Source organism: Bradyrhizobium sp. AUGA SZCCT0182 (genome assembly GCF_018130185.1).
Lineage (GTDB): Bacteria > Pseudomonadota > Alphaproteobacteria > Rhizobiales > Xanthobacteraceae > Bradyrhizobium.
Window position 1 is genome coordinate 24781 of sequence record NZ_JAFCLY010000022.1, and the last position, 25474, is coordinate 50254.

Here is a 25474-nt window from a genome sequence, read left to right on the forward strand (position 1 = left end):
CTAGAAGCCGGACCGGGTCACGCCCGGCCGGGCGCCACCGAGCCGGTGAAGATGATGTCCTCGGCCAGTAGAGGCAAACGCCGCAGCAACATCGTCTTCATCATGCCGGCCCGCTTGAACGTCGCCATCTGGATTTCCTCCGGAGAAAATCCGGCATCCAGGGCAACCTTTGCGATCGTGTAAGGCGTAAAGAAGAAGCGATGGTCGGAATTGATCGTTTCGGTGTTGTTCAGGATTCCCTTGATGTTTCCGCCCCTGAAAGCATTCGGCACGGTAATCACGATTTTCTCGACGGCGTCACCATAGTTCTCCCTAAATCGCCCGAGAAAGGACACCGGATTCGGGATGTGCTCGACCACTTCACCGAACAGGGCAATATCGAACTTCCGGCCGGAGATCTGGTCAATCTTCTGGCCGGACGTCACATCGCCGGACACCATGTTGTCCAGTCCGGAAATTCGGCTCGCCTCCCGCACCGCGTCCGCATCGATATCGACACCGACCGTATACTCGGAGCACTCCGTGATCAGACCATGGAGCCAATCCCGGTGATCGATCTTCTTCTTGATGAGAGGAACGTGATCGCAGCATCCGACATGAAGAACCCGCTTGCCGCGGCACATGTCGATCAACACGTCACTTCGGTACCTGACACCCGTCTTGCCGCCGTAAGTCACGGCCATGTTCTCGTTGAACTTCGTACCTGCAAGATATGGAAAAATGCCCGTAAAGTCGGTCATGATTGACGACATGCTGATCCCCTCGTCGACTGGTTCCAGTGAACGATCGCCGATCAACGCTCAGAACTGCGATTTAAACCAGGCTGTCACGCCAGGACGGGCCTGACGATCTTCGACGAAAACGAAAGTGATCTCATTGGCCGGAGCGACGGCGTATCCTTGCTGTTAGCCGCCGCATCACCTTGAAGACGACGATGCGGAACGCATCGACTTGGCTGGAATCCCCGCGACCACCGCTTTCGGCAATACATCCCGATTGACCACCGAGTTTGCTGCTACCGTTGCACCTTCACCAATCTTGATGGGCCCAATGATGACAGCGCCGGCGTAGATGACGACACCGTCTCCAACGCGCGGACAGCCCGGTTCGTTCCAGGCATGTCGACCCAGTGTCACGTTATGATAGAGCGTAACCCCACTCCCGACATGCGAGCCCTCCCCTATCACAAGCCCGGTCGGGTGTGGAAGTTTGAGTCCCGGGCCGATTTCCGCGAGCACCGAGATAAAGCAGCCGCGCCGCGCCAGTGAGCGCACGATCAGCCAGGTAATGCCGTGCCCCCAACGTGTGTTGAAGCGCAGCCACTTGGCAGCGCGCCACCAGGCAATCACCGTAAAGCCGGGATCGGTGATCAAGGCAACCGCGGCAGCAACGACGCCGGAGTTCCCGGTGTTCGCCAGCAAATCCGCCCGCCACGCAGCCTCGGGAGGCTCGCGCCTCACCATTTTATCTGGTTCGACATGCGCGTTCATATCAAGGATCTCTCACGTCGCCGAGGGAACGTCTAACGGTTGCGCTTCAATTGATCGGCCGAGCAACGAGCGCACGCTGCCGCGAATCTGATGCCTGAATGCGACGTAACAGGACAGCACGACCACCAGATATAGACTGGTTGCAAGCAGCCAATGCTTCATGCTTGTCACATCGGCCGACGTCGCCGCGAGAGCCACGACGGTCCCGGCCAGGGTCGCGATGGTCGCTGGAAGCAGGGATTTGACGATCGACATGAAAGGCAACCCGGTATTTCGGCTGCCAACCACCAGCATAAAGGTGCACACGATAATCGCGGTGACAAGATACACGATAGCAACGGCCTTGAGACCGAACGGCAGCGCCACCACGAAAGACAGGATCATGGCGATGCTGTTGGCGCTGCTGATCCAGAACTGCAGACGGGCTTTCCCGCGCGCGAGCAGAATCGGACCGGCATAGGCAGCAATGGATTGCGCGGCCCCCGCCGGCGCAAGCGCGCTAACCAGCGGCAATACGTCCTGCCAATGCGGCGAAAGGAATGTCGTCACCGGGTAGTAGAGTCCAAACGTCAGATAGATCATCGCGGGGAAGGTAATCATCGCCGTGACACTCAGCATCGCGCAGATCGCCGCGTTCTGCTCCGCGTGCCGCCCGTTTCCGGACATGCGGCTCAGCGTCGCCATCAAGACACCGCCGCCTGGCCACGAAAGGATCATCAGCGGAAAGATCATGAACTGAAAGGCGAGGCCAAAGAGCCCTACCGCGGCCGCGCCCAGCTTCGCACCGATCAGCAGATTGCCGATGTTGCGCGCGGCGAAATTGAGAATGTTCGAGGCCAGTATCCAGCTCCCGAAGGAGAGCATCGAACCAACACCACGCCATCGGAAGTTGAGCCTGATCTGATGCCGCGTAACCGCGTAGAAAGCGATCGCGCGAATGATCTGCATCAGGACGTAATATGAAATCAGCGCCCAGATCCCCCAGCCCAGAACGGCTCCGACGACGCCCACGGACGCGGCGGTGATTGACGCGCCCGCCTCCACCTTCGCCACGGTCTGGTAGCGCAACGCGCGCTCGAGTACCGCACGCGGTCCGAGCGCCGCTATGGAAAGGACGACGGAGACGGACAGCGCCGTCAGCACGCCCGACAGGCCATCCATCTTCACGGCCCCGGCCAGCGGTCCCGCTACAACCGCCAGCACCACGGCACAGCCGATGCCGATCGCCAGCATCATGGTCACGGCCGCTCCGGTCTCCTCACGCGAGAGCGAGCCTCGCTGTATCATGGCGCTCGACAGACCAAGATCGGTGAGAAGGGCTATGAAGGCGACAAACGGCAGCGAGAAGGCGACCAGACCGAACTCGGCCGGGGTGACGAAATAGGTCATCAGCAGCGTCATCAGAAACTGGACGACCGATTTCACGATGTTCACGCCGGACATCGAGAGCAGATTTTTCAGGATCATGAAGTCATCCGTATATTGTTTTTCCAGCCCCGCATCCGCTCAACACCTGGCTGCGCAATATTCGAAAGCGCCAACCGGCGGGTTGATCGTAACGTGTCCAGACCGCGTCCTGAGGCCAACTTCGTCATGCGAGGTGCCCCTGCCCTGCTCCATCGGGCGCCCGAAACAGCCGGGGGCGAAACGCGGCATCCAGAAAGCGCCGAAAACGCACCTCGCAAAGCTCGTAACTTATCGCTCCAGCGACAATCGACAGGACGAAGCCCAGAACCGCAAAGGTCCCGGAAAGAAGCCAAAGATCCACGCCGCGTCCGGCAAGCTTCGCCCCGATCATCTGCAATGGAAAAAGGGCGAAGGGATGGACCAGATAGAGGCTGTAGCTGATCTTGCCGAGATACTGCAGCGATGGTGCACTCAACGCCGTCGCTATACCGGAGTTTTGCGTCAGGGCCATGCCGAACAGCAGAACACCGGGCACGAGACCGATAAATGGGTGCAGGTATTCGATCGAGACATACATCGCGGCGCCGCAAACCACGCCGGCCAGCAACCCGGTCCACCCTCCGAGCCGGATCGGCAGATCCACGGCACTGAACAGCAGCCCAACCAGGAAATACGCGGCAATCGGCCGAAACCATATGCCTGCGACGGCCAACGCGATCAGCGGCAGCGCCAGCATCCAGTTTTTCTGCTGAACGATGGCCACAAAGGTCGCGGCGAACAGAATGTAGAATGCCCACTCATAGCTCAGTGTCCATGCATTCTGCTGGCCAATCGGAAGCCCCAGAGCGTCGGGCAGGAACGCAAGGTTGACGAGGAACAACTGGACGTAAGTTCCAACATCAATTCCCTTGAAGAACTTGTAGCCGACGATCGGGCCGATCGTGAATAGCGTCAGATGGAGCAGGACAAAGACGGGAAGGATGCGAAGGCAGCGATCATAGAAGAACTTGGCAACGCTGCGGTGGCGTACCAGGCTGGCCGGAATCAGGAAGCCGCTGATCATGAAAAACAGCTCGACACCGTGTCCACCCATATTGATGGTCGATCCCAGCCACGGCCAAATCGGCGCCATGAATCCCGCCAGCAGCGGCATGTCGTAAAGATGCACGATCAGGACACTGAGCGCAGCGATGCCGCGCAGCCCCTGGATGGCCGGGAGAAAATCCTGTTTTGGAGCGCTCATCACCGCTCCCTCCTCTGAGAGGGAGCCATGGCAGGGACGCGGGGCGCGCGGGGGAAAGGCACTATCAGCGCCGGTGAGTGCCACGAGACTTTCATCATGCCGGCCGCGATGCCAGACCATCGATGCCAGGCGCGATCGGTGCAGAACTCACCAGATCCCGATTCGGCGCGCCTCGCTTGGCGAACATGTCGCTAAAGGCGGCACCGATCATGATCAACCCGCTGGCCGGGCCATAGGCCAGTACCGTGATGGTAAAGAGGTTCATCGCGATCGTCGCGGACAGCTTGTAGATATCCCTGGTCCTCATGACCGCGGCGATGGCGAAAATCATGAATACGACGAAGATCGGGCCAAACATCAGATACGTGCCGATATAGAAATTATCGACTGGCACATAGTAGCTGAGCTTGTTCGAGAATAGCTGCTGCGGATAATTGAAGCAGCCGAGGCCGCAACCGGTCACGAATCCCACGGGCATGAGCTCTTGCATATACACAAACGGGAGCTGCCAGCTGTTATTGACGCGATCCTGAAGGCTGAAGAATCCCCGAGAGATGCTGGTGAGGCCGTCGCCGGCGAAGAACATCATCAGCACGAAGGGAACCAGGATCGATGCGAAGGAGAGCCCCGCCATCCGGCGCAGCATGGGAAACTTCTCGCGTTCCGGGAGCATTCGAATGACAACAAGGCACAACAGGTACATTATCATCACCCCCAGCGTGGTCTTGCTGGTCGTGAGCTTGATGGCGTAAAGGCCGACCGGCGCCCAGATGGCGATCCACAGCAGACTTCTGCGAGCCGACGTCAACACGAAGGTAATAAACACGAAAAACGCGGCCATCGTGCTGTCGGCGGCAAACCCCGCCAGTCGCGTTTCCGACGCCGCCCACCAAAGTCTGGTGGCCTGCCGCGTGGCTCCCAGCGTTTCGAAAGCAAAGCCAACCCATGGCATCTGCACGCGTGATGAAAGGAAGATGCCGAAAATGGTAATGAAGAAGATGGGATGGATCAGGGCAAGAAGCTGCTTGTACTGACTAAAGTCGCGCCGACAAAAACAAAAACCCACAAACACGGGCGCTATCATCTTGAACGACGACGCCATGCCGGCGAAGTAGCCCAGAAAAACAAATCCGACGTATAAGGCGAACGCGATGTATAGCAGCGTGAGGACAGCGATCAGGCTCTTGCCGGTGATGATGTAGCGCTGGATAAAAGCCAGAATGCACATCAGCGCAAAGATATCCGGAAGAAACCACAGGACGTCCAGTTTAGCGATGCTCAGGTAGTAGCGTAGGGCGCCGGCGAACGCGTCGCGATAGAAATAAAGAAGCAGCGCAACCGCCTCGACGTTCCAGATGCCGATTTCCGGCAATTGGTTGTTTAGAGGCAACGGCTCCGGAGCTTTGAAATCCGGTGCTGCGAGAGATGACGACGACCGGCTCGTCATTGCCCCCCTCCTTCGGCCGTCGCGACAACGCGAGGCCTGCGGGCCAAAAGTCCGACGATGGCTTTCGAACCGGGGATCTCGATATTAGCATAGGTCAGGTTCGACAGCGCAAGAACGGCCACGACGTAACCCGACAGCAGTAACGTTGCAGCTATTCCCGAACCGAACTGATCAATCATCTGGAAGGTTCGCATACCAACGCCGCGCGAGAAGTACTCGATCAATACGAGCACGAGCGCGTGCACCATGTAGATCGAATAGGATCGCTTGCCGAGCCACACCAGCGGCTTGACCGACAGCAGGTTCGGCAGGCCACGTCCGGGGAACGCCATCAGCGATCCGAGCAGGACGGCGAAAATGACCGGGGCAAGAAAGCTCAACATCGGCCACATTCCGACCACGCAGACAATGGCGATGGCCGCAATCGCGGCGCCGATCTGCCAGATCGACTGCAAAGCCGGGCGCACGGCAGGAGGCACCGACGCCACCGCTCTGAGCGTCAGCACGCCGAGGAAAAAACTCAGTATGCAGCGCGCGATGCCAAAGGTGTGAAAGTCCAGGGCATATTGTCGAAGAACCAGCAGGATAAAAGCCCAGCTGGCCAACGACAGAAACAGCGACAGCACATAGACAATGCGAACGTCCCGGAATTTTTGAGCCAGAACCACGACGCCGCCAAACACGAGGTAGGTATAGAATTCGGCGCTGATGCTCCAGCTTGGGCCGTTCCAGCTCAAATAATCAACGAATCCGATCGCGTGCAGCAGAAGCACATTCAGGAAAAACGAATAGCCGTTGTTGACCGCCATCTCGGGCGGCGCGAAATGAATCAGGCCGGTGCCCACAAGGCCGAGCTTCATCATTCGAAACGAGAGGAATGCGAGCAACGTGACGATGTGGAGCGGATAGATGCGAGCGAGCCGGCGCACGATGTACTCCCGAAACTCGAAAGTACCGAAGCCGCCTCGCACGTAACTCATCGAAATCACGATGCCGCTCAGAACGAAGAACAGATCAACGAACAGCCAGGCGTTATGAAAAAACGCAAAGTCGATCCAGGCCCTGTTCGGCAGGACCGCGGCAAGCGGTTGAGAAATGACAAAATGATGGACCACGACGCAAAGCGCGGCTATGCCGCGAACGCTGTCGAGCGGGACATAGTGTTCTTTTGAGCGATGGCCCGTCACGATCGAATTATGTCCGAATTGTTGCGATGCAACATAGTGCCTCTCTTCCGTTTTCCGTTCAACCCGAACCTTAAAATCCTCCCGCGAAAAACCGACCGCGCATGGCAGCTCCGCAAATAAATGCCCTCGTAGAAGCGCGGCCGCATTTTTAATCGCCCTGCACGTTTAATCGTCCCGTGTGGCAGGCTCCAGAATAAATACACTGGCGAAAAGCATCGTATTTGCCGTCGTCTGCGCCGGCATATCCGCAAATGGATGCGGCCACGAAGACGACGCATTTTAAAGCGGGCGTGAAACAATCCCTTCGCATCGCTGGCTCTTTGGAAGGCAGATCGATAAATTCGGGAACCTGGGACCAGCCCGGTCGGCCGCCGCCGTTTACCGCGCCCAAGTTCCAGTCAGTTCAGGAATGGGGTTTGGCACCTGCCGTCGCATAAGGGATCAATCAGGAAAATTCTGGGCGGAGCGTCCAATCTTGTCGCGATAGCTGTTTTCGTCCTGGCGCCATTTCCGCTTGGATCGGCGGATTTCGTCTGGATCTGGATCTGGATCGTCTTGCTCGCGCTCAGTCTATTGACGGCGGATCTGGAAGCCATCGGCCGCGAGGATTTTCGCCTGTTGCTGCCGCTGTTCATGACGATGGTGCTGATCAGCGCGATCGTCATGCTGCAAACATGGCCCGGTCCGCTGGTGGGACGGACGAATCCCGTCTGGAAGCTTCCGCTCGATCTCCTCGGCGCCGATGTCCCTGCTCGCATTTCGATGACCGCGGCCGGCCCTTGGCTCGCTTTTGGCTCCCCTCTGCTGGTGTCGCTTGCGTTCGTGCGCGCCTTTCTTCTTGCAGCCGATGCGCCAGCGGCCCAACGGCTTCTCCGGATATTGGCGTGGGCGGGTTTTCTTTACGCGTGTTACGGAGTCCTGGCGCAGCTTGCCGACCCGAATACGCTGTTATTCAGGCAGAAGGAGGCCTATCTCGGCTTCGCCACCGGCACATTCGTCAATCGCAACACCGCCGCGACATTCTGGGGCAGTTGCGCCTTGCTCTTCCTGGTGCCTCTGTTGCGCTCGCTACATCGCGGGGACCAGCGCGCTGCCCCGCCGTCAGATCGGCCGCTCGCGTTGCTCGGGCACTATTTCGCCGCACCAGCGGCTCTCGCTGTCGGATTTACCGTCTGCACGCTGGCGACCGCGATGACGGGATCACGCGCAGGGCTGCTGCTGTCGATCTGCGCGTTTCTGCTGGCCGGCACACTCTATCTGTGGCCGCTTGAGCTCGGCACTTTTCGAAGATGGGCGCTGCTGGCGGGAGCCGCGGTCGTTTCCGTCCTGGTTCTTCAGCTGATCGGCGGCGCGGTGGCAGGGCGGATTCTCACCTATGGCCTGATCGACGATCAGCGGCTGGCGGCCTACCGCGCCGCGATCGCAATCGTCAGCGACCATCCGCTGTTCGGCGTCGGATTGGGCAATTTCGAGGCGGCTTTTGCCGCCTACCGGCCCGCCGAATTAGGCAGCCTCGGGATTTGGGACCGCGCCCACAGCACGCCGCTGCAACTCGCGGTCGAAATTGGCCTGCCCGCGACCATCCCGATCTTTGCGACCGTGCTTTGGTATGTTTACCAATTGTTCCGGGGCAGCTTGCTGCGGCGGCGCGATCGCTACATCCCCGTCACCGGAGCCAGCGTCGCCGCGCTGGGGTTGCTTCACAGCAGCATCGATTTTTCGCTGCAGATAGCCGGTTACGGGGTTTTTTTCGCCGCGATCACCGGTGCCGGGCTGGCGCAGTGCCTTCCGTCGTCATTGCGAAAAAACGGTGGCGGAGCTGTGGCGACTGAATTATGATTTAATTTAAATCGGCTGTTTTTAATTGCGATTGATTGGGCAATGACAATGCGTTTGGTGGGTTTTTGTCTCGTGATGCTCGTGGCCGGCGGAACGGCCCCGGTTGCCGCGGCACCCGCCAGCGGCGGATGCGTCCCGAACTCCTCGCTGGTGTCGGCAGAGCGCGCGACATCCTTTCTGGAGAACCCTGAAGCGCTCCTGAGCCAGTTCAAGGACGGTCAGGGCGGCCTCGCGTCGCAAATCCGCGACATGCTGATGACCCGGCCCGAGACGCTCGAAGGCATCGCATCGCTTTCCAAGGCCAGTTCCGCCGATCAAAGCCGTGCGATCGGTGCCGGTCTCGGCACCGCCGCCGCCGTGTGCGTGCTGACGCAGCCGGCCTTTGCCCAGCAAATCCAGGAAGTGGTCCTGAAGGCTGAGAATCCGCCGCTGATTCAAGCCTTCGTGAGCATCACGGGGGATATTCCGACCGAGGCGATCACCGGAGCAGATCCGAACGGCGACACCACCGCCGGCGGTGGACAGGGCACCACATCGACGCCGTCGCCGGGCGCCGTTTCGAGCAACAGCAGCACAACTTTCGGCGGCGGCGCTGGCGCCAGCACCAGTACAACGACGCTTTTCACGACAGCCGCGGCCGGAACGCCATCCGTTCTGACGCCGGTCAGTCCGACCAACTGAGCGCCATGGAACGCCTGGATTGATCGCGAATTAACCAATATCCATCAGGCAGATAACGTCATCTGCGGTTAGATTCAATTTTAACTAACGGCGGAACCTAAACCCAACAACTCCGTGAGACACCGTACCTGCGTCAAGAAAAAGAATGACGGGGGACGACATGAGACTGCTATTTGCACCGATGCTGGCGACCGCAATCGCATTTGCCGGTGGCGCCGCCAGGGCCGAAACCGACGCCTCGACCGACGTGTCGCGGACCAACCGGACGGCCTTCATCGAGGAGTTCGACAACACGCTCGCGCCGCTCCAGTTCGTGAAGTTTTGCATGAACTACCGCGCTGAATGCGACGCGGAAACCGGCGTGCAGGCATTGCCGACCGCCGACCGCGCGATGGAAATGCTGCGAGACGTCAACGCCTCGGTTAACGAAGCGATATCACCGCTGCGCAAGTCCACGGATCCGATAACCGCGCACTGGACGGTCTCGCCGGCCGCAGGCGACTGCAACGATTACGCAGTCACCAAGCGGCACCAATTGATTGCAAGGGGTTGGCCCCAGAGCGCGCTGCGCCTGGCGGTGGTCCTGACCAGCAGCGGTCAGGGGCACCTTGTGCTGGTCGCCCGGCTTCCCGACGGCGACGTTGTTCTCGACAACCTGTCGCGCGACGTCCGTCCCTGGAATGCCATGGGCTATACGTGGATATCGATGCAATCGAGCGACAATCCGCGCTTTTGGGTTGCTGTCGGCAGCCACGGCCAGCGCCTCCAGGCGAACCGGCTTGCATCCGTTAGGCCGCAGCTTCAGTGAACATTTATTGATAACTCACGGCATGGTTGCCCTCCCGTGAGCCTGCACCCGCCATCGATGGCTTCAGGCCACGGGCGGGTTGCAGTTCGTCTCACCGTCGGGTGAGAACGCGCGCTTTATTGATTATATTCTTATTAATACCTCAAAAATCTTGCCACCCTCAGGCATCGGCGGCCGCCCAGGCCCGCTTCTGGATGAAGGCCGTCATGGGTCGCCGGACGGACGGGACATTTCACTGGTCCGGAATTTGCTAGTTCCTCAAAGTCATGGGGACACTCTTTTGCACTGCACAAAAAGATGACACAGTTCTTTGCCATCATTGCCTTGAACAGGTGATTAAATGCCTGCAGATGTGATTAAACGCCTGAACCGGCGATTAAACACTGAACCTTCGATTAAACCGTATTTCCCCACCAGCCAGCGGTACACGAATGAATGGTATGTCCTTGATTCGACGACAGACTCTTGTGGCTGGGTTCAGGCTTCTGGCAGGCATAGCGCTGCTCCTGGTGATCGCGGCACCATGCCGTGCGCAATGCGTCGCGCTGGCTGAGCGCGTTCCCCCGCCGGCCCTGCAGGCTTTCAGCACCTCACCCGGATCGCTGTTGCAACAGCTGCGTAACGACAAGGAAAAACTGGCCGGACGGCTCAGCGGATACCTGGTCACCGATCCGTCACTGCTCCCTGCCGTGGAAAAGCTGGTGAACCAATCATCGGACAAGGATCGCGTGGCAATCGGCTCAGGTCTTTACAGAGCGGAGTCACGCTGTCTCACGACCAAGCCTGAAGCGTCTCGGAAGATAAATGATTTCGTGCGCAAACTGGGAGACCGCGCGGTCTTGATCGGCTACGCGGCCGAGTCCGAACAGTCGGGCGCGGCGGCACCTGCTCAGGCTGCGAAGCCAGCCAATACCGGTTCCGGTCTGCTGACGGGTGAATGGAACACCGAGATATCAGATCCGTTTGCCAAGATACCGGTCCCGCTCAGCCAATCCCGCTACAATTGAGCTTGCAGATGTATCAACCCAGAGACCAGTTCCAGGCGCTCAAGAAGTACGGCATCGAGATTGGCACCACGACGCTGAGCGTCGAGCGTGCCATCGATATCGTGCGCCGGCAGTGGCCACTCATCGCCTCGGTCGTCGCCGGCACGTTGGCGCTTGTCGTCATCTATCTGCTGGTATCGACGCCGATGTATACGGCGAATGCCCGTATTCTGATGGATACGCGCCAGACCCAGGTCCTCGACAAGGAAACCGCTATCAACAGCAACCTTATCGACACCGGATTTGTAGACAGCCAGGTCGAGATCATCGGCTCGGAGGACCTGATCCAGTCGATCGTGCGACGGCTGCGCTTGACGGAGGACCCTGAATTCAACGGATCCGATCCCGGAATAGTGGCGATCATTATCGGTAAGACGCTTTCCCTGTTCGGGTCCGACGGGCCGCCCTCGAAGGAGAGGATCGAGCGCGCGGCCGTCGAGGCGGTGCAAAAAAACCTCAAGGTCGAACGCGTACTCACGACCTATGTTCTGTCCCTCAACTACCGTTCCAAGGATGCGGACAAGGCCGCGCGAATCGCGAATGCGATCGCCGACGCCTACATCGTTGGCGCGCTCGAGGCGAAATACCAGTCAACCAAGCGGGCCGGCGAGTGGCTGCAACAGCGCAGCGCCGAACTGCGCGAACAGGCGACCGCGAGCGACCGCGCCGTCCAGACCTTCAAGACAGAGAACAACATCGTTGGCACCAGCCGCGGCTTGATGACCGAGCAGCAGCTATCGGACGTCAATACCCAGCTCATTCAGGCCCGCGCCGCCACTGCCGAAGCCAAGGCTCGTCTCGACAGGATCGAGGCGATTTCGGACAAGGATCTGGCTCAGCCGACCGTCACCGACGCCCTCAACAATTCGGTCATCACCAGACTTCGCGCCCAATATCTCGATCTGGCGGGCCAATATGCCGATTGGTCGGCGCGCTACGGCAAGACCCATCAGGCATCGATCAATCTCAACAACCGCATGGAAGAGCTGCGCAAGGCGATCGCCGATGAGGTCCGCCGAATCGCCGACGCCTACCGAAGCGATTACGCCATCGCCAAGAGCCGTGAAGCCTCACTTGAGGAAAACATGAAAGGACTGGTCGCCCAGGCCGGCAACACCGGTCAGGCGCAGGTAAGGCTGCGTGATCTCGAAAGTGCCGCCGATACCTATCGCAACCTGTACAACAACTTCCTCGAGAAGCTTCAACACGCGACGCAAAACCAGAGCTTCCCGATCAGCGAAGCGCGCATCATCGGCACGGCGGTCAAGCCCGACAAGAAGAGCTCGCCCAAAACCCTGCTGGCGCTGGTCGGCGGCCTGGTCGGCGGGCTCTGCTTCGGATTCGGCGCGGCCTTCTCGAAAGAGCTGATGAGTGACGTGCTGCGGTCTCCCGGCGAGGTCGAGGACGAGCTCGGCGTGAAATGCCTCGGCGTGCTTCCCGATTTACATCCGCAGAAGCCGGCTGGGAAGAAGGCGCGCCTGCTGCTACCGATCGATAGTTCGGCAGCGAAGGGCCGGGACGATTCCCTCTCCCACTATGTCGTCGACCACCCGTTTTCGCGCTACGCCGAAACCCTGCGGAACATCAAGGTTTCCATCGACGTCGCCCGGCTGACCCGCGACGTCCGCGTGATCGGCATCGTCTCTTCGTTGCCGAAGGAGGGAAAGACCACGGTTGCCGCCAATTTTGGCCACCTGATCGCCCTGACCGGTCACCGTACCCTGCTGATCGATGGCGACCTGCACACCCGCTCGCTGACGCGCGAACTGGCACCGAACGCCAAGACCGGCTTGCTCGAAGCGCTCAGGGATCCCCAGTCGCTGGGTCAGCACATCAAGCGCAGCAAGGAAACCGGGTTGGATTTCCTTCCGTCCTTCGTCGTCTCGCGCATGGTCAATTCGGCTGACGTGATGGCCTCCAAGGCGATGACGGATATGCTGGCGACGGTGCGCGACAATTACGACTACATCATCATCGATCTCGCGCCGGTGATGCCCGTGACCGACGCAAAGGCGATCAGCCACCTCCTTGATGCGATGGTCTATGTCATCGAGTGGGGCCGGACGACGCGCAGCGCATTGCAGGAATCGCTGGCCAGCTCGGAGGCCATCCAAAAGAAACTTCTCGGGGCAGTTCTAAACCGGGCAAACCCCAAGATGCTCAAGCGTATCGAGGCCTATAAGGGCTCACACTACAATAGCTACTATGTCGAAGGCGCCTGAGGCGGCGCTGCCGTATCGGCCATCCCGCCGCCTCCATCGCCGGCTCATGCTGGGCGCCAATATCATTCTCGGCGCCGCCGCACTGGTTTGGGCGGCTCGGGTATTTCCCGACATTGGCGATCCCGCGGTTCCGCTCGTTGCCAGCCGCCTCGCGCGCGGCGAGAAGTACGACCCGGCCCTCCTGCGGGGAATGATTGCCGCGAACCTCCCGGCCGCCGAGCGGCAATGCAATTCGAAGACGCTGCGCGAGTTGCTGCTCCTGCAGATCGGACTAGCCGATGAAACGGTGCGTAGCGCCAATCTGCTGCAGGCCGACACCGACACCGCCGGCGTCAACTCCCAGAGCAAGGCGCTGATTGCGTGCGCATCCACCGAATCCCTTGGCTGGCTCGGGATGTACTGGTCCAGTATCCGCCAGGAGGGGTTCGGACCGCGCGCGGTGGCGCTTCTTGACCAGTCCTATCGCCAGGCGCCCCACGAGGCCTGGCTCCAGCTCATTCGAGCGCCATTGGCGCTGCGGAGCTTCAACGCCCTGCCAGCCGCTCTGCAGGACGCGGTCGCACAGGATTTCGAAGACATTTTTCAAGCCCGGCTATATCCAAGCGCAGCCATACTCTATCAAGGGGCAACCGCCACTGCCCAAACGAAACTGCTCGACCGAACCTGTGCCGCTGCGGAAACCGAGCGACTGGTATTTCTTCATTTCGTGTCCGAGAGCGGATTGCAGATCCGCCACCGTTGCTATCCAGCAGGTCCCGCGCCAGCCGTCGATGTACGGCGACCGCGAAAAGACGTACGGGCTACGGCTTTGCGGCCCCCCATGCGACGGGCGCGAAATCGTTCAGGCTTCGCTCATTGGACGACTGGCCCTTGAACATCAGCAGGCCGCCGCTTGTGGCGACGATGTCGCCAGCGCGTAAACTGTCATCCTCCAGAATTCTTTGGAATGATTCGCGGGCGACGTCCGCATCGGATGGCGTGGGCTGGGCAAAACTCCGCCCTTCACGCCTTCTTTCTTCGATACGCCGGCGGGCGGCCTCAATATCGGCAAGCCACTGCTCGCGAGACATTCTGGGCTCGCCGGGCTGTTCCGACTCCGACTCGACCTGCGCCATGACTTCAGGCGGAAAAACGCCACCAAAGACAAGTGCCGCAAACAGGACCCTGCATGATGCCAACAGCATCGGAAAATCCTAGACCAGGAGCCCCGAAAGGCAAAGTCCCGGGATCAGCCGAGCGCGGGACGCACCCCGTCCCGCTCAATAGGCTTCCTGATACATCATGACCATCGCGGTCCGGATGATGATCCGCATATCCAGCCAAATGCTCCAGTTGCTGACGTACCAGACGTCATACTCGACGCGCTTTTCCATCAAGTCGATGGTCGGCGTTTCGCCGCGGAAGCCGTTGACCTGCGCCCAGCCCGTCAAGCCTGGCTTCATATGATGGCGATACACATAGTTGCTGATCACCTGGTCGTAATAATTGTCATGGGCCAGCGCATGCGGTCGCGGACCGACCAGCGACATTTCCCCGCGCAGCACGTTCCAGAGCTGCGGCAATTCATCGATGCTGGTCTTCCGGAGGAAGCGGCCAACCCGGGTCACCCGCCTGTCCTGCTTGGTCGCTTGGGTAACGGTGTGGCCGTTCTCCGCAACGCTCATGCTGCGAAATTTCCAGATCTCGAAAGGCTTTCCGTTGAAGCCGCGACGGGACTGCCGGAAGATGATGCTGCCCTCTGAATCGAGCTTGATCAAAACCGCTGAAATGATCAACAGAGGCGCCAGCATCAAAAGGGCAATCGAGGCGAGGCCGATGTCCAGACACCGCTTCTGCGCGCGTTCGAAGATCGATAGCGGCGGCCGCTGAATTTCGATCGCCATCGTTCCGCTGACGGGCATGAACGGCCGCGAAACCAGATCTGCGATCGGAAAATCAGGCAGCAGCCGAATCGGCTGCGGGACCTGGCGCAGCCGCTGACTCAGCTTCTGAAGCATCGGCAGTTCGTTCCAGTCGATTGCCAGTAGAAACTCCTCGGCATTCGTCGTGCGCGACTGCCGAATGATGTTCAAAATCTCGGCGTCGAGGGCCGCGTCATCCTGCGTCGCGTTCAACACGAAATGACGCACGACGTCGAAGCCGTTCTTGCGCAAGTCCTTGAAGCGGTTCGAAGTAAAATCGAGCGGTTTCAGGCTGAGCAGCACGACCCTGCGGTCAATCAAATGACCCTTTGCCAGCGAAGACGCCAGGCCGATGCGCCAGGCCGCCCGGTGCGCGCCCAGGCTGACAAGCCCGGTAATCGCGAACACGATGGTCGTACCGCGCGAAAGGCTCGTCGTCGATTTCAGAAGAAAGGCGATGAGAGCCAGAATCGCCAGCGACATCATCCAGACGAAAACAACCTTCCGCGCCTGCCACATTCCGTTGAACAGACGATGGCTGTCGTAGACGCGCTGGAAAAACGCTATTGCGACGAACGCAACACCGACGATCAGGCCCGCACCAATCGGAACTTCCTGATCGGCCGGCGTTCCCATGAACTGGCGATAGACGACACCCGCCACCAGATAGCTCACCAGGATCAGCAGAAAGTCGCCACTGATGAGAAAAATCTGGAAAGGGCGCTGCAGGGACGCGCCACGACTTGCAATCGTCGCAGAGACGTCTTCGGTACCATATGTTGTTGCAGACATCTCAGGCCCTCGTCACTTCCATCACTGCAACCGCCGACATCGCTGCAACCGCCGAGGTGTTGATTTAAATAATCGGAGGGCAACGAGCGATGTCGAATTAATCTCGCGGAAAGATCTTCGACGACCGCTTTGAGAGAGTGCTAACCAATCGAAGCGAGAGTGTGGCACCGCACCCAAAAAATCAAATGTATTTTTGCATTGCGTCAATGCGGCAATTAAATGATCAGCCCGTGCTATTTAAATATTCAATATGCGCGCCACATGCGCAATGGACCATCAAAAACAGGGCAATTTTTTCCCACCGCGCCATAATTCCGGTGTCGCGTCATAATCCTGATAATTATGTGGCGCCGGTGCAGCACGCCCTTCGTGCGCTTATCGAGATCGCGTTTCGGCATCAATGCGGGGGTGGGCCGATTGATGCCAGGCCCACGAGGACCTCACAACCGTTGCCAGATCCGAGCAAGCGGGACGAAAATCGAGATCAGCGCGAGCTGCCGACGGATCGGCGACCAGAATCGGCGGATCACCGGGCCGACGCGGCCTTGTCACCAGTGGAACGTTAAGGCCTGTTTCGCGCTCGATGGCCGCCAGCACCTGACGCACCGAGAATCCAGAACCCGTACCAAGATTGTAGCGACCGCCCGGAGAGCCGTTCAGCAGGGCATCGAGGGCACGAACATGCGCTGCAGCCAGATCCACCACGTGAATGTAGTCGCGTATCGCCGTACCGTCCGGGGTCTCATAATCATCCCCGAAAATCGCAAAATCGCTGACATGACCTTGCAGGGTCATCATCGCGCGCGGAATGAGATGGGTTTCCGGATCACGAAGTTCGCCGATCGATCCCGACAATTCCGCACCACAGGCGTTGAAATAGCGCAGACAGAACGAATGCATGCCATAGGCGGAGCGATAATCCGCCAGGATTTGCTCGATCATCCATTTCGAGACGCCGTAAGGGTTCACGGCAACGCCGGCGGCGCCCTCACTGATCGGATCGCGACCCGCATTGCCGTAGACCGCTCCGGTACTCGAAAAGACCAGGCGGCGGCATTTTTGCTCGAGCATCGCTTTCAATAGCGACAATGTTCCGCAAACATTGTTCAGATAATATTTCTGGGGCGCGGTGACGGATTCACCCACCTGGCTGAATGCAGCAAAATGCATCACGGCGACGACGTCGTGGGACGCGATCGCTTCGGCCACTCGCGCCGTGTCACTGACGTCGCCCTCGACAAAAGGACCCCACTTCACGAAGCTGCGGTGACCGGTCGACAGGTTATCGAAGCATACCGGGACGTAGCCGGCCTCCGACAAAGCCTTGCAGCAGTGTGCGCCGATATAACCGGCTCCTCCGGTCACGAGAATGGCAGGGCCTTGGGACACGGGTTTCTCCACGAAAGCAGTACTTGGATTGAGAAGCGGTAGTTGCCTTCAGGCTGAAGTTGGTATCGCGTTCACGCTAGCCCGCTGCTTTCGTTTGGCGCCCGACGCTTTGGTACAGGAATCCCCTGCCGGTCAGATCGTCCGGATTGTATACGTTTCGCAGATCGATCACGACCGGAGCCGCCATCTCCTGCTTTAGCCGATCAAGATCGAGGGCTCGAAATTGCTCCCACTCGGTCACGATGACCAATGCGTCGGCGCCCTCGGCGCAGCTGTAGGCGTTTTCGTGATACTCGATGTCAGGCATCTCCAATCGGGCCTGTTCCATGCCCACCGGATCGAACGCCCGAACCGTCGCGCCCAAGTCGCGGAGCGCCGTAATCAGCGGTATCGAGGGGGCCTCTCTCATGTCGTCGGTATTGGGCTTGAAGGTCAAGCCGAGGACAGCAACTGTTTTTCCGCGAAGGTTGCCACCGAATGGCGCGGCCACTTTGCGGGCCATGGCGCGCTTGCGGGTGTCGTTGACCGAATTCACCGCTTCCAGAATCCTTAGCGGAACGTCGTAGTCCTGCGCAGTCTTGATCAGCGCACGGGTGTCCTTAGGAAAACACGAGCCACCGTAACCAGGACCGGCATGAAGGAATTTCGATCCGATGCGATTGTCCAAGCCTATGCCGCGGGCAATCTCCTGAACGTCCGCGCCGACCTTTTCCGCCAGATCGGCGATTTCGTTGATGAAGGTGATCTTGGTAGCCAGAAATGCATTGGCCGCATACTTGATGAGTTCGGCGGTACGACGCCCGGTGTACATGATCGGCGCCTGATTCAAATAAAGCGGCCGGTATATCTCGCCGATCACCTTGCGCGCGCGCGGATCTTCGGTGCCCACGACGATGCGGTCCGGATGCTTGAAGTCCCGCACGGCCGCGCCTTCGCGCAGAAACTCCGGGTTCGACGCGACGGCGACATCGGCAGAAGGATTCACCTGCTCGATGATTCGCTCGACCTCATCGCCTGTGCCCACCGGGACGGTCGATTTCGTGACGATGACGGTAAAACCCTGGACGGATTTCGCTATTTCTCGCGACGCCGCATAAACATAGCTGAGATCCGCGTGACCATCGCCGCGCCGCGACGGCGTGCCGACCGCGATAAAGACAACGTCGGCTTCGCCTACCGGTCCCGCAAGGTCGGTCGTGAAGACGAGTCGGCCTTCGCGCGCGTTGGTTTGGACAACGCGGTCAAGATCGGGCTCGAATATCGGAATTTCGCCGCGCTGTAGCGATGCGATCTTGGCCTCGTCCTTGTCCACGCAAGTGACGTGGTGTCCAAAGTCGGCGAAACAGGCACCCGAAACCAATCCAACGTATCCCGTTCCCACAACAACAACGCGCATGAGCTGAACACTTTCTTTTTCCGGTATTTAATTCCCGACAGCGAAGGCTTTAAATTAACCATGGAAGCGGGTCAAACCTACCCCTTCGATTAAGGAGGCAGCCCGATTTCCCAGCGCTCGGCGCAAAATCCGGGATTGTCCTGCAAACGCAGCACTCACACGAAACAAAAGGTCTGGAAGCAAGGGACGCCGGAAATTAAATGCGCAATGTTGATCGGTTCGACGCGATCCAGAAAATTTACCGCGCTGAGCGCCCGTCGGCGAGCATCTCCCCGGCAACCGGCCTGGCATCAGAATTTCAAGCAATTTCAATGGCTAAATTAAGCCAATTTTAGGGAGGCCAGCGTTAGGAAACACAGTAGTTTGTATGGAGTAGGTGGTGTGACCACACTGGCCATTTGCAGTACCTTGATTGGATTGGTTCTTGGAATTCGCTTCCGGTTTCTGATTCTGGTGCCCATTCTTTTCGTTGGATCGGTTTCACTGGCGGCGATTTCGATGACACAGGGCCAGACCCTGCTCCAGGCAATTTCAGCGATAGTGGTTTTCGCAGCGCTTCTCCAGGTTGGATACGCATGCACAGCGCTGTTGAAGTCCTTCGCAAGGGCTCCCCGTGCCGACAGGACGGTGCCCCATGCCGGCGTCGTCGTTGTCCGGAAGTCCTGATCCTCGATAAGGGGCGATTGCAAGTCCACCACAGGACGCACGTCAGCCAGCCTGTCCCTGCGGCCTGATCCGGCCGCGCCAGTGAGGCAACGCCGTTGCGCGGCTTGCCGTCGAACACCCGGGACTCGCCCGGCGTCCTGCCAAACCTGTATCAGGATGATATATATTCATCCCAGGCGATTAATGCCAAGGTGAGGATTCGCGCGGCCTCGAGCCCGGGACGCCTTTGAGAGTATATTATCCCGATGTTGTCAGCACTGCGTCATGCGAAGCCGATGGCGAAGCCAAGGTTGCCGGACGGGGTTCGCATCTACGCCATCAGCGATATTCACGGCTGCGCGCATCTACTTGATCAAATGCTCCGGGTCATCGACGCCGACGTTGCACACAGCAGGCCACGTCACGCGATAGAAGTCTTCATGGGCGATTACATCGACCGCGGGCCGGATTCGCGCTCAACGCTCGACCTCCTGATTGAACGTTCCCAACGTGGAAACGCGGTCTTCCTGAAGGGCAATCACGAAGCCTTTCTTGACGACGTCTTTCGCGATCCCGGCCGCATGGGGAATTGGTTTCAGGTCGGTGGACTGGAAACATTGATGTCCTACGGACTTTCCCCGTCGGTCAATCCGGACGGCGACGAGCAGCATGCATTAATGAGAGAGCTATCCGAGGTAATGCCGGCGCGCCATCGCGACTTTCTGGGGCGCTTGCGTCTCAACTTCTCTTGCGGGGATTTCTTTTTTGTTCATGCAGGTGTTCGACCGGGCATCCGGCTGGCTGAGCAGCGGGAGGAAGACCTGCTTTGGATCCGAGAGGATTTTCTTCAGCATAAGAAGCGGTTCAGCAAATATATTGTTCATGGTCATACACCGGTTCGCAGTGCAGAGATTTTGGCAAACCGCGCCAACATAGATACGGGCGCCTACGCCACCGGCAATTTGACGCTGCTCTCAATTCAGGGTTCCAGCCTGCTGGCAATCTGAGCATCGCTTGCCCGGGGCACCGGCGTCCCAGGCAATTACGGATGGCCAGCCGTCGCGCCGTCCGGGTCGCCAGCCTTGGGGCTCGCTGGGTGCGGCCATGGCTGATCCAGGCAATGGGCTGCGATTGGCGCCGGATTCATGCCGAACCGAGACGGCATCCCCGTTAGGGAACTGCGGATTGCTCAGAAGTCAGGCTGGGAAGCTGACCGTTCTTCAATTACGATTAAAATAATCACGCGCGAAGCAACGGCTATCGGGCGGCAAAAAAGGGGAGGATGTCCTATGCGAGTTGGGATCGAGATCAACTTCGCCTTATGGGGAATGATTATCTGCGTGGTGATCGAGGCGCTTCAAACCTTCGCGTTCCTGTGAACGCCTTGGCGTTGCGGCGCCTTGCCTGAAGACCCGTTCCGGAATGAGCCCGGCGCGAAGTTGTTCGCAGCCAGCTTTTCAGTGCTGCCGTCGGACTATGGGCTGACGACGACCAGGTAGACGGTGAGCATTCCCACGCTGACCATGCCGATGGCGAGCGCCGTTCGCAGCACCTGGATGCGCGGAGACATTCCAGCCATCCGCCGGGCTCGGCGAGGACCGTTTGAGCTGACGTCACGTGGCCGGCGCACGTGGAGCGACTCGCTGCTGCCTGCGTCGATGATCCGGCGCCTGTCGGTGAAGGTCGCATGATGTCTTAGATATAGTTCGAGGAGCCGCAATTCGCGCGACAAATCCCTCGCAACGTCCTGCCACCGAAGCAGCGCTTCGAGTTCCAGGGTTTCCTCCAGAGTGAGGCCGGCAATGGCAATCCGTCCATCGTCCGCAACCCGATATCGGAAATCCTCTGGATCCATGCAATCAACCCTCAGGCAATGCCTTTCCAGTTTAAAATCGGGATTCGTAAAGCGCCGATCGTAGCGTCCTCCGGCGCACGGCGAGAGTCCAAATGATCGCCAAGGCGATGGTCGATTGCTGCGCAGCCTGGGAGTTTCGAAGGCAAGTCGGTCGCGGACCGAGACCCGATCCGGGCGATCAACGGCTTTTGGCAAGGCGTACAGCTCGATCCGAAGCCTGTTGTCTTGAGGGACCGGTACTGACCGGGCAGAATCTGGTCCCTGGAAAATGGCGCTGCGGCCGCGCAAGACTTACGCGGCGGGTGCAGGAGGCTTGAAGTCCGGAAAGCGGCTAAGCAAAGCAGCCTTCAAAAACTTGAAGTGGGCTATCGTTGTCGCAAGTTCCTGAAGCCGGCGCTGTCCGTTGGAGATCTCGTTGCCGAACAAGGTCTGGTGGTGGCTGTCGAGTGCGTCGCGCTCAAGGTACTCGTCGGTGCCATTTCCGAATGTCACCGCAGCACGGGCAAGGACGTCTTCGACGCGCCCGCTGAGGCCCGATTGCTCCTGCTCCGCCTCGCGAATGGAAGCATCCAGCGCGCCCAGAATGGAGCTCACCCGTAACCGGTCGGTGTCGAGATCACGTCCGGCCGACCGAACCCTGAAATCCCGGTCGCCCGATCGATCGCCAGCATGCTTTTGCGCGCGAGTCCGTGAGAGCAGCTGAAACATCGTTTAATGCCCGTCCCGTTGGCGCCGCCACGGCAGCATAATGCCCTAGGTCACTCGAACCTGGTTAATAATTATTTAATTTCGCGGACAGCTCTGCGGGCATCGGGCATCTTCCCTTCAAATGTCGTTGATCTGAGGTCCGGCTCGCACGATCGCGGCAAGCACCGATGCCACTCAAGGCACTCGTCGATTCATTGCTCGGATCTGCGCAAGCCAGGATCTGCCGGTCCGTGCCGTCCATGCCCATGCTCGCGATGATGGACGCGATCCTGCTGCTCGGGGAGCTCTCGCCATACGTCCCGCGAAATTTTTCGTTCATGGCCTTCGACGCGGACGATCAAGTGTTCACCGTCTGAGCGAACAAAGGACGCGACCGCACCGTCCCACAGCTTAGCCAGGAAAATGTCCGCCATTTACGCTCCCATAATTCCGATCGCCCGTGCAGCCGGTCTTGCGGCACCGACACTTTGATTGTTGATTGCCTGCCGCTCGCGCCCGTGACGCCCATGGAAAGCGATTCGATCGAATCCGAATTCACCGGGCCCTGCATCCCGTCGGTCAGGAAAGAAACCAGGTCACCAGGTTCAAAAAGATGGAGCCCAGAAAGTACATCCACACCGCCATTACCAGCAGTATCAGCCCTAGGAATCCTCCCGTGAAAAACTTCTCTTTGGCCCTGACAACAAACGGGATTCTTTCCGGCCGCTGCAGCATTTTGGCGCGCTCTGCTTGTTTGGAGAAATGAGAACGAGGTGCTGAACTTGATCAGCTCGTGGCACACCCTCTAGTGGCGCACTGTGTTCAGTAAATGTCGATCAGCTCGGTGATCAAATAAAATCTGATTCCTAATCCAAATGTGGCTTGGGCAGTTGAATTTTAAAATTTGATCGGAGTAATATCTATTTAAATGCCGGCAGCAAGATAACTCTCGCGAGATGGCATCTCAGTCCGTTTGGCCTTCTCCTCGACGGACAAAACTTCCTGATATTCGCGGATCGATCATGCAGCAGGCTTCTCTGAGCGACAGATATGTGGATTTTGCCAATCACTGCCTGCAGCTGGCCGCCACGACGACCGATGAACAATCGCGCCGGATGCTGCGCGAGATGGCAACCAAATGGCTCGAACTGGCCGAGGTGGCACTGGCCGGCTAGGCCGTCGACCGGCGAAGCGGGAAGACGACTTCCAGCGCGCCCACCCGCCGCGCGCTCGAGGCAGTCACCCTTGCGCGGCAGGCCCAGCGTATGGCCCGGCCGATTTGCGGCGCGCTGAATGACGTCCGCGGCGGCGAACGTGCGTTGGGGCCGAACTTCTGCGGTCTACCGGGTGCTCGCGCGCTTGCGCTTGACGCGATCAATCAGAAAATCATTCATCTTCTTGCCGGCCTTGAGCTGCAATACCATCCAGCGCGGCTGCTTGCCTCGACCGGCCCACGTTTCGGACGGGTCAGATGGATTCTGGAATTTGGGAAGCACCGGAGGATATTTTCGGCGAGCGGCTCGCCGTTCCGCCACTTGCCGATCCGGCCGTTTGATTTTCGCCATCATGCCGCTGTTCAGCTTCGCAAGGCGTTGCTCCAGCTCACGTTTTTCACTCGTTATTTTTTCGGCCAGGATATTGCCGACTTGCTCATGGAGGGCCCACAACTCATCCATGGAAAATGACGAGAGATTGAATTTGCGAAACTTCATTTCTTCTCCCTGCAATATTTTTTCTGGCGACTTATTTGTTCGCTCAGGTTGTATTCCCATTCAATACTTCGCAAAATTACCACATTTGATTAGGGGAAATACGGGTTCGCATCAAAAAAATTTCGCGCAGGAGGCAATTTGGAGGACAAATTTGCCCGCCACAACATCCAATGGTTGCCTCCTATTATTGATACAATCTTTTGAAGTTGGCCGGAGCCGGTGCAAATCGGAATCGGGCTCGGCATCTTCCCGATCGGGACCTTTTGAATGCCAGTGAGCCGGCACCGGCATTTCGGCGTACGCGACCGATGTGCGCCCCCCCCGAAAAGAAGCGCTGCAAAGTTGGGCGCCCATGTGATGGGACCTGTCGGCATGCACCTCGCAATCGGGTGCGGAAACGCGCATTCCCGAGTTTTCAAGCGACAGCGACGATCGAACGATGCCCTAACGCATTCGCCCGTTTGCGCGAACCCTGCTGGGCTCCAGGGGCGCCAGTGACTGCCGTTGCCGAAGCGTTATCGCGCGGCGCAAGGCCAGATTCTCCTCAAGCTGCTGGGCGAGTTGCAAACGCGTCTCGTAGATATTGCGGAGGGAGGAATCCTGCAGCTGAATTTCACGTCCAAGGTGTTCACCGGCGGAAAAATCCTGATCGTCATCACATCGCATTGGTGAACTCATCTTCTATTCCACTTTGTTTGGCGGGCTGTATTGGCGCAGAGTTGCGACAATAAAGCGACAAGCGCGCGGTTCCAGCGCACAGAAAATAAAAAGCAACAAGGCGTGCCACCCGGCGAGCTTCTGCAACAACGCAACCGACCCATGCAATCAATGAATAACAGACATACTCAAATAAGAGCCGACGAATCGCCCCATGCGCGGGGACACCAGATCCAAATCGGAATGCTAGAGCACCGAGCGATCTCGAATGGGAAATGCCGCTGTCGACCCACCTTCGGCTGCGAACCAGGCACTCCAGCCAAGTTCGTGTTTGCGATAAAGCTCGAACCATCGCCTTTCTTCGGGCGTCGTTGGCTCGCCATCCGGAGTCCAGGTGGCGTTGCCTGAATCGCCTTCGATAGAAAGATGGTCCAGCCGTTCGAACTCACGTGTCTCCTCTACCGTCAACCCGATGAGGGTGTAAGGCTGTGCGATGTTTGCCTGATATCGCCTTGGAAAGATTCTTCGTTCACAACTCACGTGCACCACTCCCACCAAGCGGCCCCGCGTGATGCTAACCTTTTCACGTTTCGCTTTCGTGGTGAAAGAATTGTCTGTCGTCGGAAGATTTAGGCAGCGCATTGCTTACTGAGTACTCATAGCGATGGGGTTTGCAGTACAGTTGTCGGGTGCAGCACGACAGCGTATATGCGCGAAGATCGGCCGGCGCTATTCGTTCGCTCGTTGAGAGTCGGAACGCCGTGGCGGCACACGGCACACATCAGGCAGGCGTTGAGACCTTCCGCCAATCGCCTGCGCATCGAAGCCACCGATTTGACGCCGCGCGATTCGCCCGCACGGGATTGGCCCGATGGCCGGGATCGGCGACCCCAAAGAAAAACCCTTCCAGGTCGATGACCTGGAAGGGCTAACTTGGTTGCGGGGATAGGATTTGAACCTATGACCTTCAGGTTATGAGCCTGACGAGCTACCGGGCTGCTCCACCCCGCGTTAAACCGTTGCGCGCCTTCCCCAAAACCGAACCCGAAGCGAAAGCGGCCAACGCTTTT

General features: G+C 58.8%; 25 protein-coding genes and 1 tRNA gene. 12 read left to right on the forward strand and 14 right to left on the reverse strand.

From position 1 onward, the window contains the following. Positions 1-17: 17 nt before the first annotated feature. The 6 genes from JQ611_RS22690 to JQ611_RS22715 all read right to left on the reverse strand — a co-directional run bounded on the left by JQ611_RS22690 (position 18) and on the right by JQ611_RS22715 (position 6774). A complete protein-coding gene (locus JQ611_RS22690; RefSeq protein WP_212267238.1) occupies positions 18-752 on the reverse strand; it encodes a methyltransferase domain-containing protein in 735 nt (244 codons plus the stop codon). Positions 753-917: 165 nt separating this feature from the next. Next, on the reverse strand, positions 918-1490 hold the full coding sequence (locus JQ611_RS22695) for a serine O-acetyltransferase (RefSeq protein WP_249133378.1): 573 nt from the start codon (positions 1488-1490) through the stop codon (positions 918-920). Between the two features lie 12 nt (positions 1491-1502). Next, a complete protein-coding gene (locus tag JQ611_RS22700; RefSeq protein WP_212267236.1) occupies positions 1503-2957 on the reverse strand; it encodes a lipopolysaccharide biosynthesis protein in 1455 nt (484 codons plus the stop codon). Between the two features lie 124 nt (positions 2958-3081). Then, a complete protein-coding gene (locus JQ611_RS22705) occupies positions 3082-4140 on the reverse strand; it encodes an acyltransferase (RefSeq protein WP_212392011.1) in 1059 nt (352 codons plus the stop codon). A gap of 94 nt (positions 4141-4234) precedes the next feature. Next, the gene (locus JQ611_RS22710) at positions 4235-5587 is read right to left on the reverse strand and encodes a hypothetical protein (RefSeq protein WP_212466655.1); all 1353 of its coding nucleotides are present in this window, start codon (positions 5585-5587) and stop codon (positions 4235-4237) included. Then, positions 5584-6774, reverse strand: a complete 1191-nt coding sequence (locus tag JQ611_RS22715; protein WP_212267230.1) for an acyltransferase — start codon at positions 6772-6774, stop codon at positions 5584-5586. The genes JQ611_RS22710 and JQ611_RS22715 overlap by 4 nt, the downstream gene beginning before the upstream one ends. 555 nt (positions 6775-7329) lie before the next feature. Between JQ611_RS22715 and JQ611_RS22720 the strand changes: the two genes are divergently transcribed. From JQ611_RS22720 to JQ611_RS22745, 6 genes are all read left to right on the forward strand, one after another. After that, positions 7330-8613, forward strand: a complete 1284-nt coding sequence (locus tag JQ611_RS22720; RefSeq protein WP_249133379.1) for an O-antigen ligase — start codon at positions 7330-7332, stop codon at positions 8611-8613. A 42-nt stretch (positions 8614-8655) separates the two neighbouring features. Beyond that, positions 8656-9294 (forward strand): hypothetical protein, encoded by a 639-nt coding sequence (locus tag JQ611_RS22725; protein WP_212415735.1) that lies wholly within the window; start codon positions 8656-8658, stop codon positions 9292-9294. 160 nt (positions 9295-9454) lie between these two features. Continuing rightward, entirely contained in the window at positions 9455-10102 is a 648-nt protein-coding gene (locus JQ611_RS22730; protein WP_212466656.1) for a transglutaminase-like cysteine peptidase, read from the forward strand. Between the two features lie 440 nt (positions 10103-10542). Then, positions 10543-11109, forward strand: a complete 567-nt coding sequence (locus JQ611_RS22735) for a hypothetical protein (protein WP_249133380.1) — start codon at positions 10543-10545, stop codon at positions 11107-11109. 8 nt (positions 11110-11117) lie between these two features. After that, the gene (locus JQ611_RS22740) at positions 11118-13370 is read left to right on the forward strand and encodes a polysaccharide biosynthesis tyrosine autokinase (RefSeq protein ID WP_212267222.1); all 2253 of its coding nucleotides are present in this window, start codon (positions 11118-11120) and stop codon (positions 13368-13370) included. Then, a complete protein-coding gene (locus tag JQ611_RS22745) occupies positions 13354-14244 on the forward strand; it encodes a hypothetical protein (RefSeq protein ID WP_212466657.1) in 891 nt (296 codons plus the stop codon). Before JQ611_RS22740 ends, JQ611_RS22745 begins: the two co-directional genes overlap by 17 nt. Here the strand turns inward: JQ611_RS22745 and JQ611_RS22750 are convergent. The 4 genes from JQ611_RS22750 to JQ611_RS22765 form a co-directional block, all read right to left on the reverse strand. Further along, positions 14171-14554, reverse strand: coding sequence for a hypothetical protein (locus JQ611_RS22750; RefSeq protein WP_212391990.1), 384 nt, complete (start codon positions 14552-14554; stop codon positions 14171-14173). The genes JQ611_RS22745 and JQ611_RS22750 overlap by 74 nt on opposite strands. 75 nt (positions 14555-14629) lie before the next feature. Next, positions 14630-16063 (reverse strand): undecaprenyl-phosphate glucose phosphotransferase, encoded by a 1434-nt coding sequence (locus JQ611_RS22755; protein WP_212391989.1) that lies wholly within the window; start codon positions 16061-16063, stop codon positions 14630-14632. Positions 16064-16438: 375 nt separating this feature from the next. After that, entirely contained in the window at positions 16439-17452 is a 1014-nt protein-coding gene (gene galE / locus JQ611_RS22760) for a UDP-glucose 4-epimerase GalE (RefSeq protein ID WP_212267291.1), read from the reverse strand. 76 nt (positions 17453-17528) lie between these two features. Beyond that, the gene (locus JQ611_RS22765) at positions 17529-18848 is read right to left on the reverse strand and encodes a UDP-glucose/GDP-mannose dehydrogenase family protein (protein WP_212267208.1); all 1320 of its coding nucleotides are present in this window, start codon (positions 18846-18848) and stop codon (positions 17529-17531) included. A 200-nt stretch (positions 18849-19048) separates the two neighbouring features. Between JQ611_RS22765 and JQ611_RS42520 the strand changes: the two genes are divergently transcribed. From JQ611_RS42520 to JQ611_RS22775, 3 genes are all read left to right on the forward strand, one after another. Beyond that, complete coding sequence (locus JQ611_RS42520) at positions 19049-19183, forward strand: hypothetical protein (RefSeq protein WP_283816773.1); 135 nt, start codon at positions 19049-19051, stop codon at positions 19181-19183. Between the two features lie 576 nt (positions 19184-19759). After that, entirely contained in the window at positions 19760-20500 is a 741-nt protein-coding gene (locus JQ611_RS22770; protein ID WP_212267204.1) for a metallophosphoesterase family protein, read from the forward strand. A gap of 138 nt (positions 20501-20638) precedes the next feature. Then, positions 20639-20872: a hypothetical protein gene (locus JQ611_RS22775; protein ID WP_212466658.1), complete on the forward strand. Its 234-nt coding sequence runs from the start codon at positions 20639-20641 to the stop codon at positions 20870-20872. Positions 20873-20967: 95 nt separating this feature from the next. Here the strand turns inward: JQ611_RS22775 and JQ611_RS22780 are convergent, their stop codons facing one another. Both JQ611_RS22780 and JQ611_RS22785 read right to left on the reverse strand, forming a co-directional pair. Further along, positions 20968-21348, reverse strand: a complete 381-nt coding sequence (locus JQ611_RS22780) for a hypothetical protein (protein WP_212466659.1) — start codon at positions 21346-21348, stop codon at positions 20968-20970. A 291-nt stretch (positions 21349-21639) separates the two neighbouring features. Beyond that, on the reverse strand, positions 21640-22056 hold the full coding sequence (locus tag JQ611_RS22785; protein ID WP_212466660.1) for a hypothetical protein: 417 nt from the start codon (positions 22054-22056) through the stop codon (positions 21640-21642). Between the two features lie 230 nt (positions 22057-22286). Here JQ611_RS22785 and JQ611_RS42525 point away from each other — a divergent pair, with 230 nt between their 5' ends. Both JQ611_RS42525 and JQ611_RS22790 read left to right on the forward strand, forming a co-directional pair. Further along, complete coding sequence (locus JQ611_RS42525; protein WP_283813447.1) at positions 22287-22412, forward strand: hypothetical protein; 126 nt, start codon at positions 22287-22289, stop codon at positions 22410-22412. 645 nt (positions 22413-23057) lie between these two features. Then, positions 23058-23210, forward strand: coding sequence for a hypothetical protein (locus JQ611_RS22790; protein ID WP_212267189.1), 153 nt, complete (start codon positions 23058-23060; stop codon positions 23208-23210). A 165-nt stretch (positions 23211-23375) separates the two neighbouring features. On the opposite strand, the gene JQ611_RS22795 is transcribed toward JQ611_RS22790, so the two are convergent. Next, positions 23376-23747, reverse strand: a complete 372-nt coding sequence (locus JQ611_RS22795) for an H-NS family nucleoid-associated regulatory protein (protein ID WP_212267186.1) — start codon at positions 23745-23747, stop codon at positions 23376-23378. Positions 23748-24251: 504 nt separating this feature from the next. On the opposite strand from JQ611_RS22795, the gene JQ611_RS22800 reads away from it, so the two are divergent. After that, positions 24252-24419, forward strand: coding sequence for a hypothetical protein (locus tag JQ611_RS22800; protein WP_212466661.1), 168 nt, complete (start codon positions 24252-24254; stop codon positions 24417-24419). Between the two features lie 919 nt (positions 24420-25338). Here the strand turns inward: JQ611_RS22800 and JQ611_RS22805 are convergent. Beyond that, positions 25339-25415: transfer RNA gene (locus JQ611_RS22805), tRNA-Met, on the reverse strand. Positions 25416-25474 lie beyond the last annotated feature (59 nt).

What these genes read in the sequence shown, in the direction of transcription:
- JQ611_RS22770 (WP_212267204.1), top strand. Translation starts at nt 19,760, where the DNA reads ATGTTGTCAGCACTGCGTCATGCGAAGCCGATGGCGAAGCCAAGGTTG.
- JQ611_RS22795 (WP_212267186.1), bottom strand. Translation starts at nt 23,747, where the DNA reads ATGAAGTTTCGCAAATTCAATCTCTCGTCATTTTCCATGGATGAGTTG.
- JQ611_RS22740 (WP_212267222.1), top strand. Translation starts at nt 11,118, where the DNA reads ATGTATCAACCCAGAGACCAGTTCCAGGCGCTCAAGAAGTACGGCATC.
- JQ611_RS22750 (WP_212391990.1), bottom strand. Translation starts at nt 14,554, where the DNA reads ATGCTGTTGGCATCATGCAGGGTCCTGTTTGCGGCACTTGTCTTTGGT.
- JQ611_RS22775 (WP_212466658.1), top strand. Translation starts at nt 20,639, where the DNA reads ATGCCGAACCGAGACGGCATCCCCGTTAGGGAACTGCGGATTGCTCAG.
- JQ611_RS22785 (WP_212466660.1), bottom strand. Translation starts at nt 22,056, where the DNA reads ATGTTTCAGCTGCTCTCACGGACTCGCGCGCAAAAGCATGCTGGCGAT.
- JQ611_RS42520 (WP_283816773.1), top strand. Translation starts at nt 19,049, where the DNA reads ATGCGCAATGTTGATCGGTTCGACGCGATCCAGAAAATTTACCGCGCT.
- JQ611_RS22790 (WP_212267189.1), top strand. Translation starts at nt 23,058, where the DNA reads ATGCAGCAGGCTTCTCTGAGCGACAGATATGTGGATTTTGCCAATCAC.
- JQ611_RS22730 (WP_212466656.1), top strand. Translation starts at nt 9,455, where the DNA reads ATGAGACTGCTATTTGCACCGATGCTGGCGACCGCAATCGCATTTGCC.
- JQ611_RS22755 (WP_212391989.1), bottom strand. Translation starts at nt 16,063, where the DNA reads ATGTCTGCAACAACATATGGTACCGAAGACGTCTCTGCGACGATTGCA.
- JQ611_RS22735 (WP_249133380.1), top strand. Translation starts at nt 10,543, where the DNA reads ATGTCCTTGATTCGACGACAGACTCTTGTGGCTGGGTTCAGGCTTCTG.
- JQ611_RS22700 (WP_212267236.1), bottom strand. Translation starts at nt 2,957, where the DNA reads ATGATCCTGAAAAATCTGCTCTCGATGTCCGGCGTGAACATCGTGAAA.
- JQ611_RS22705 (WP_212392011.1), bottom strand. Translation starts at nt 4,140, where the DNA reads ATGAGCGCTCCAAAACAGGATTTTCTCCCGGCCATCCAGGGGCTGCGC.
- JQ611_RS22765 (WP_212267208.1), bottom strand. Translation starts at nt 18,848, where the DNA reads ATGCGCGTTGTTGTTGTGGGAACGGGATACGTTGGATTGGTTTCGGGT.
- JQ611_RS22695 (WP_249133378.1), bottom strand. Translation starts at nt 1,490, where the DNA reads ATGAACGCGCATGTCGAACCAGATAAAATGGTGAGGCGCGAGCCTCCC.
- JQ611_RS22710 (WP_212466655.1), bottom strand. Translation starts at nt 5,587, where the DNA reads ATGACGAGCCGGTCGTCGTCATCTCTCGCAGCACCGGATTTCAAAGCT.
- JQ611_RS22780 (WP_212466659.1), bottom strand. Translation starts at nt 21,348, where the DNA reads ATGGATCCAGAGGATTTCCGATATCGGGTTGCGGACGATGGACGGATT.
- JQ611_RS22745 (WP_212466657.1), top strand. Translation starts at nt 13,354, where the DNA reads ATGTCGAAGGCGCCTGAGGCGGCGCTGCCGTATCGGCCATCCCGCCGC.
- JQ611_RS22690 (WP_212267238.1), bottom strand. Translation starts at nt 752, where the DNA reads ATGTCGTCAATCATGACCGACTTTACGGGCATTTTTCCATATCTTGCA.
- JQ611_RS22725 (WP_212415735.1), top strand. Translation starts at nt 8,656, where the DNA reads ATGACAATGCGTTTGGTGGGTTTTTGTCTCGTGATGCTCGTGGCCGGC.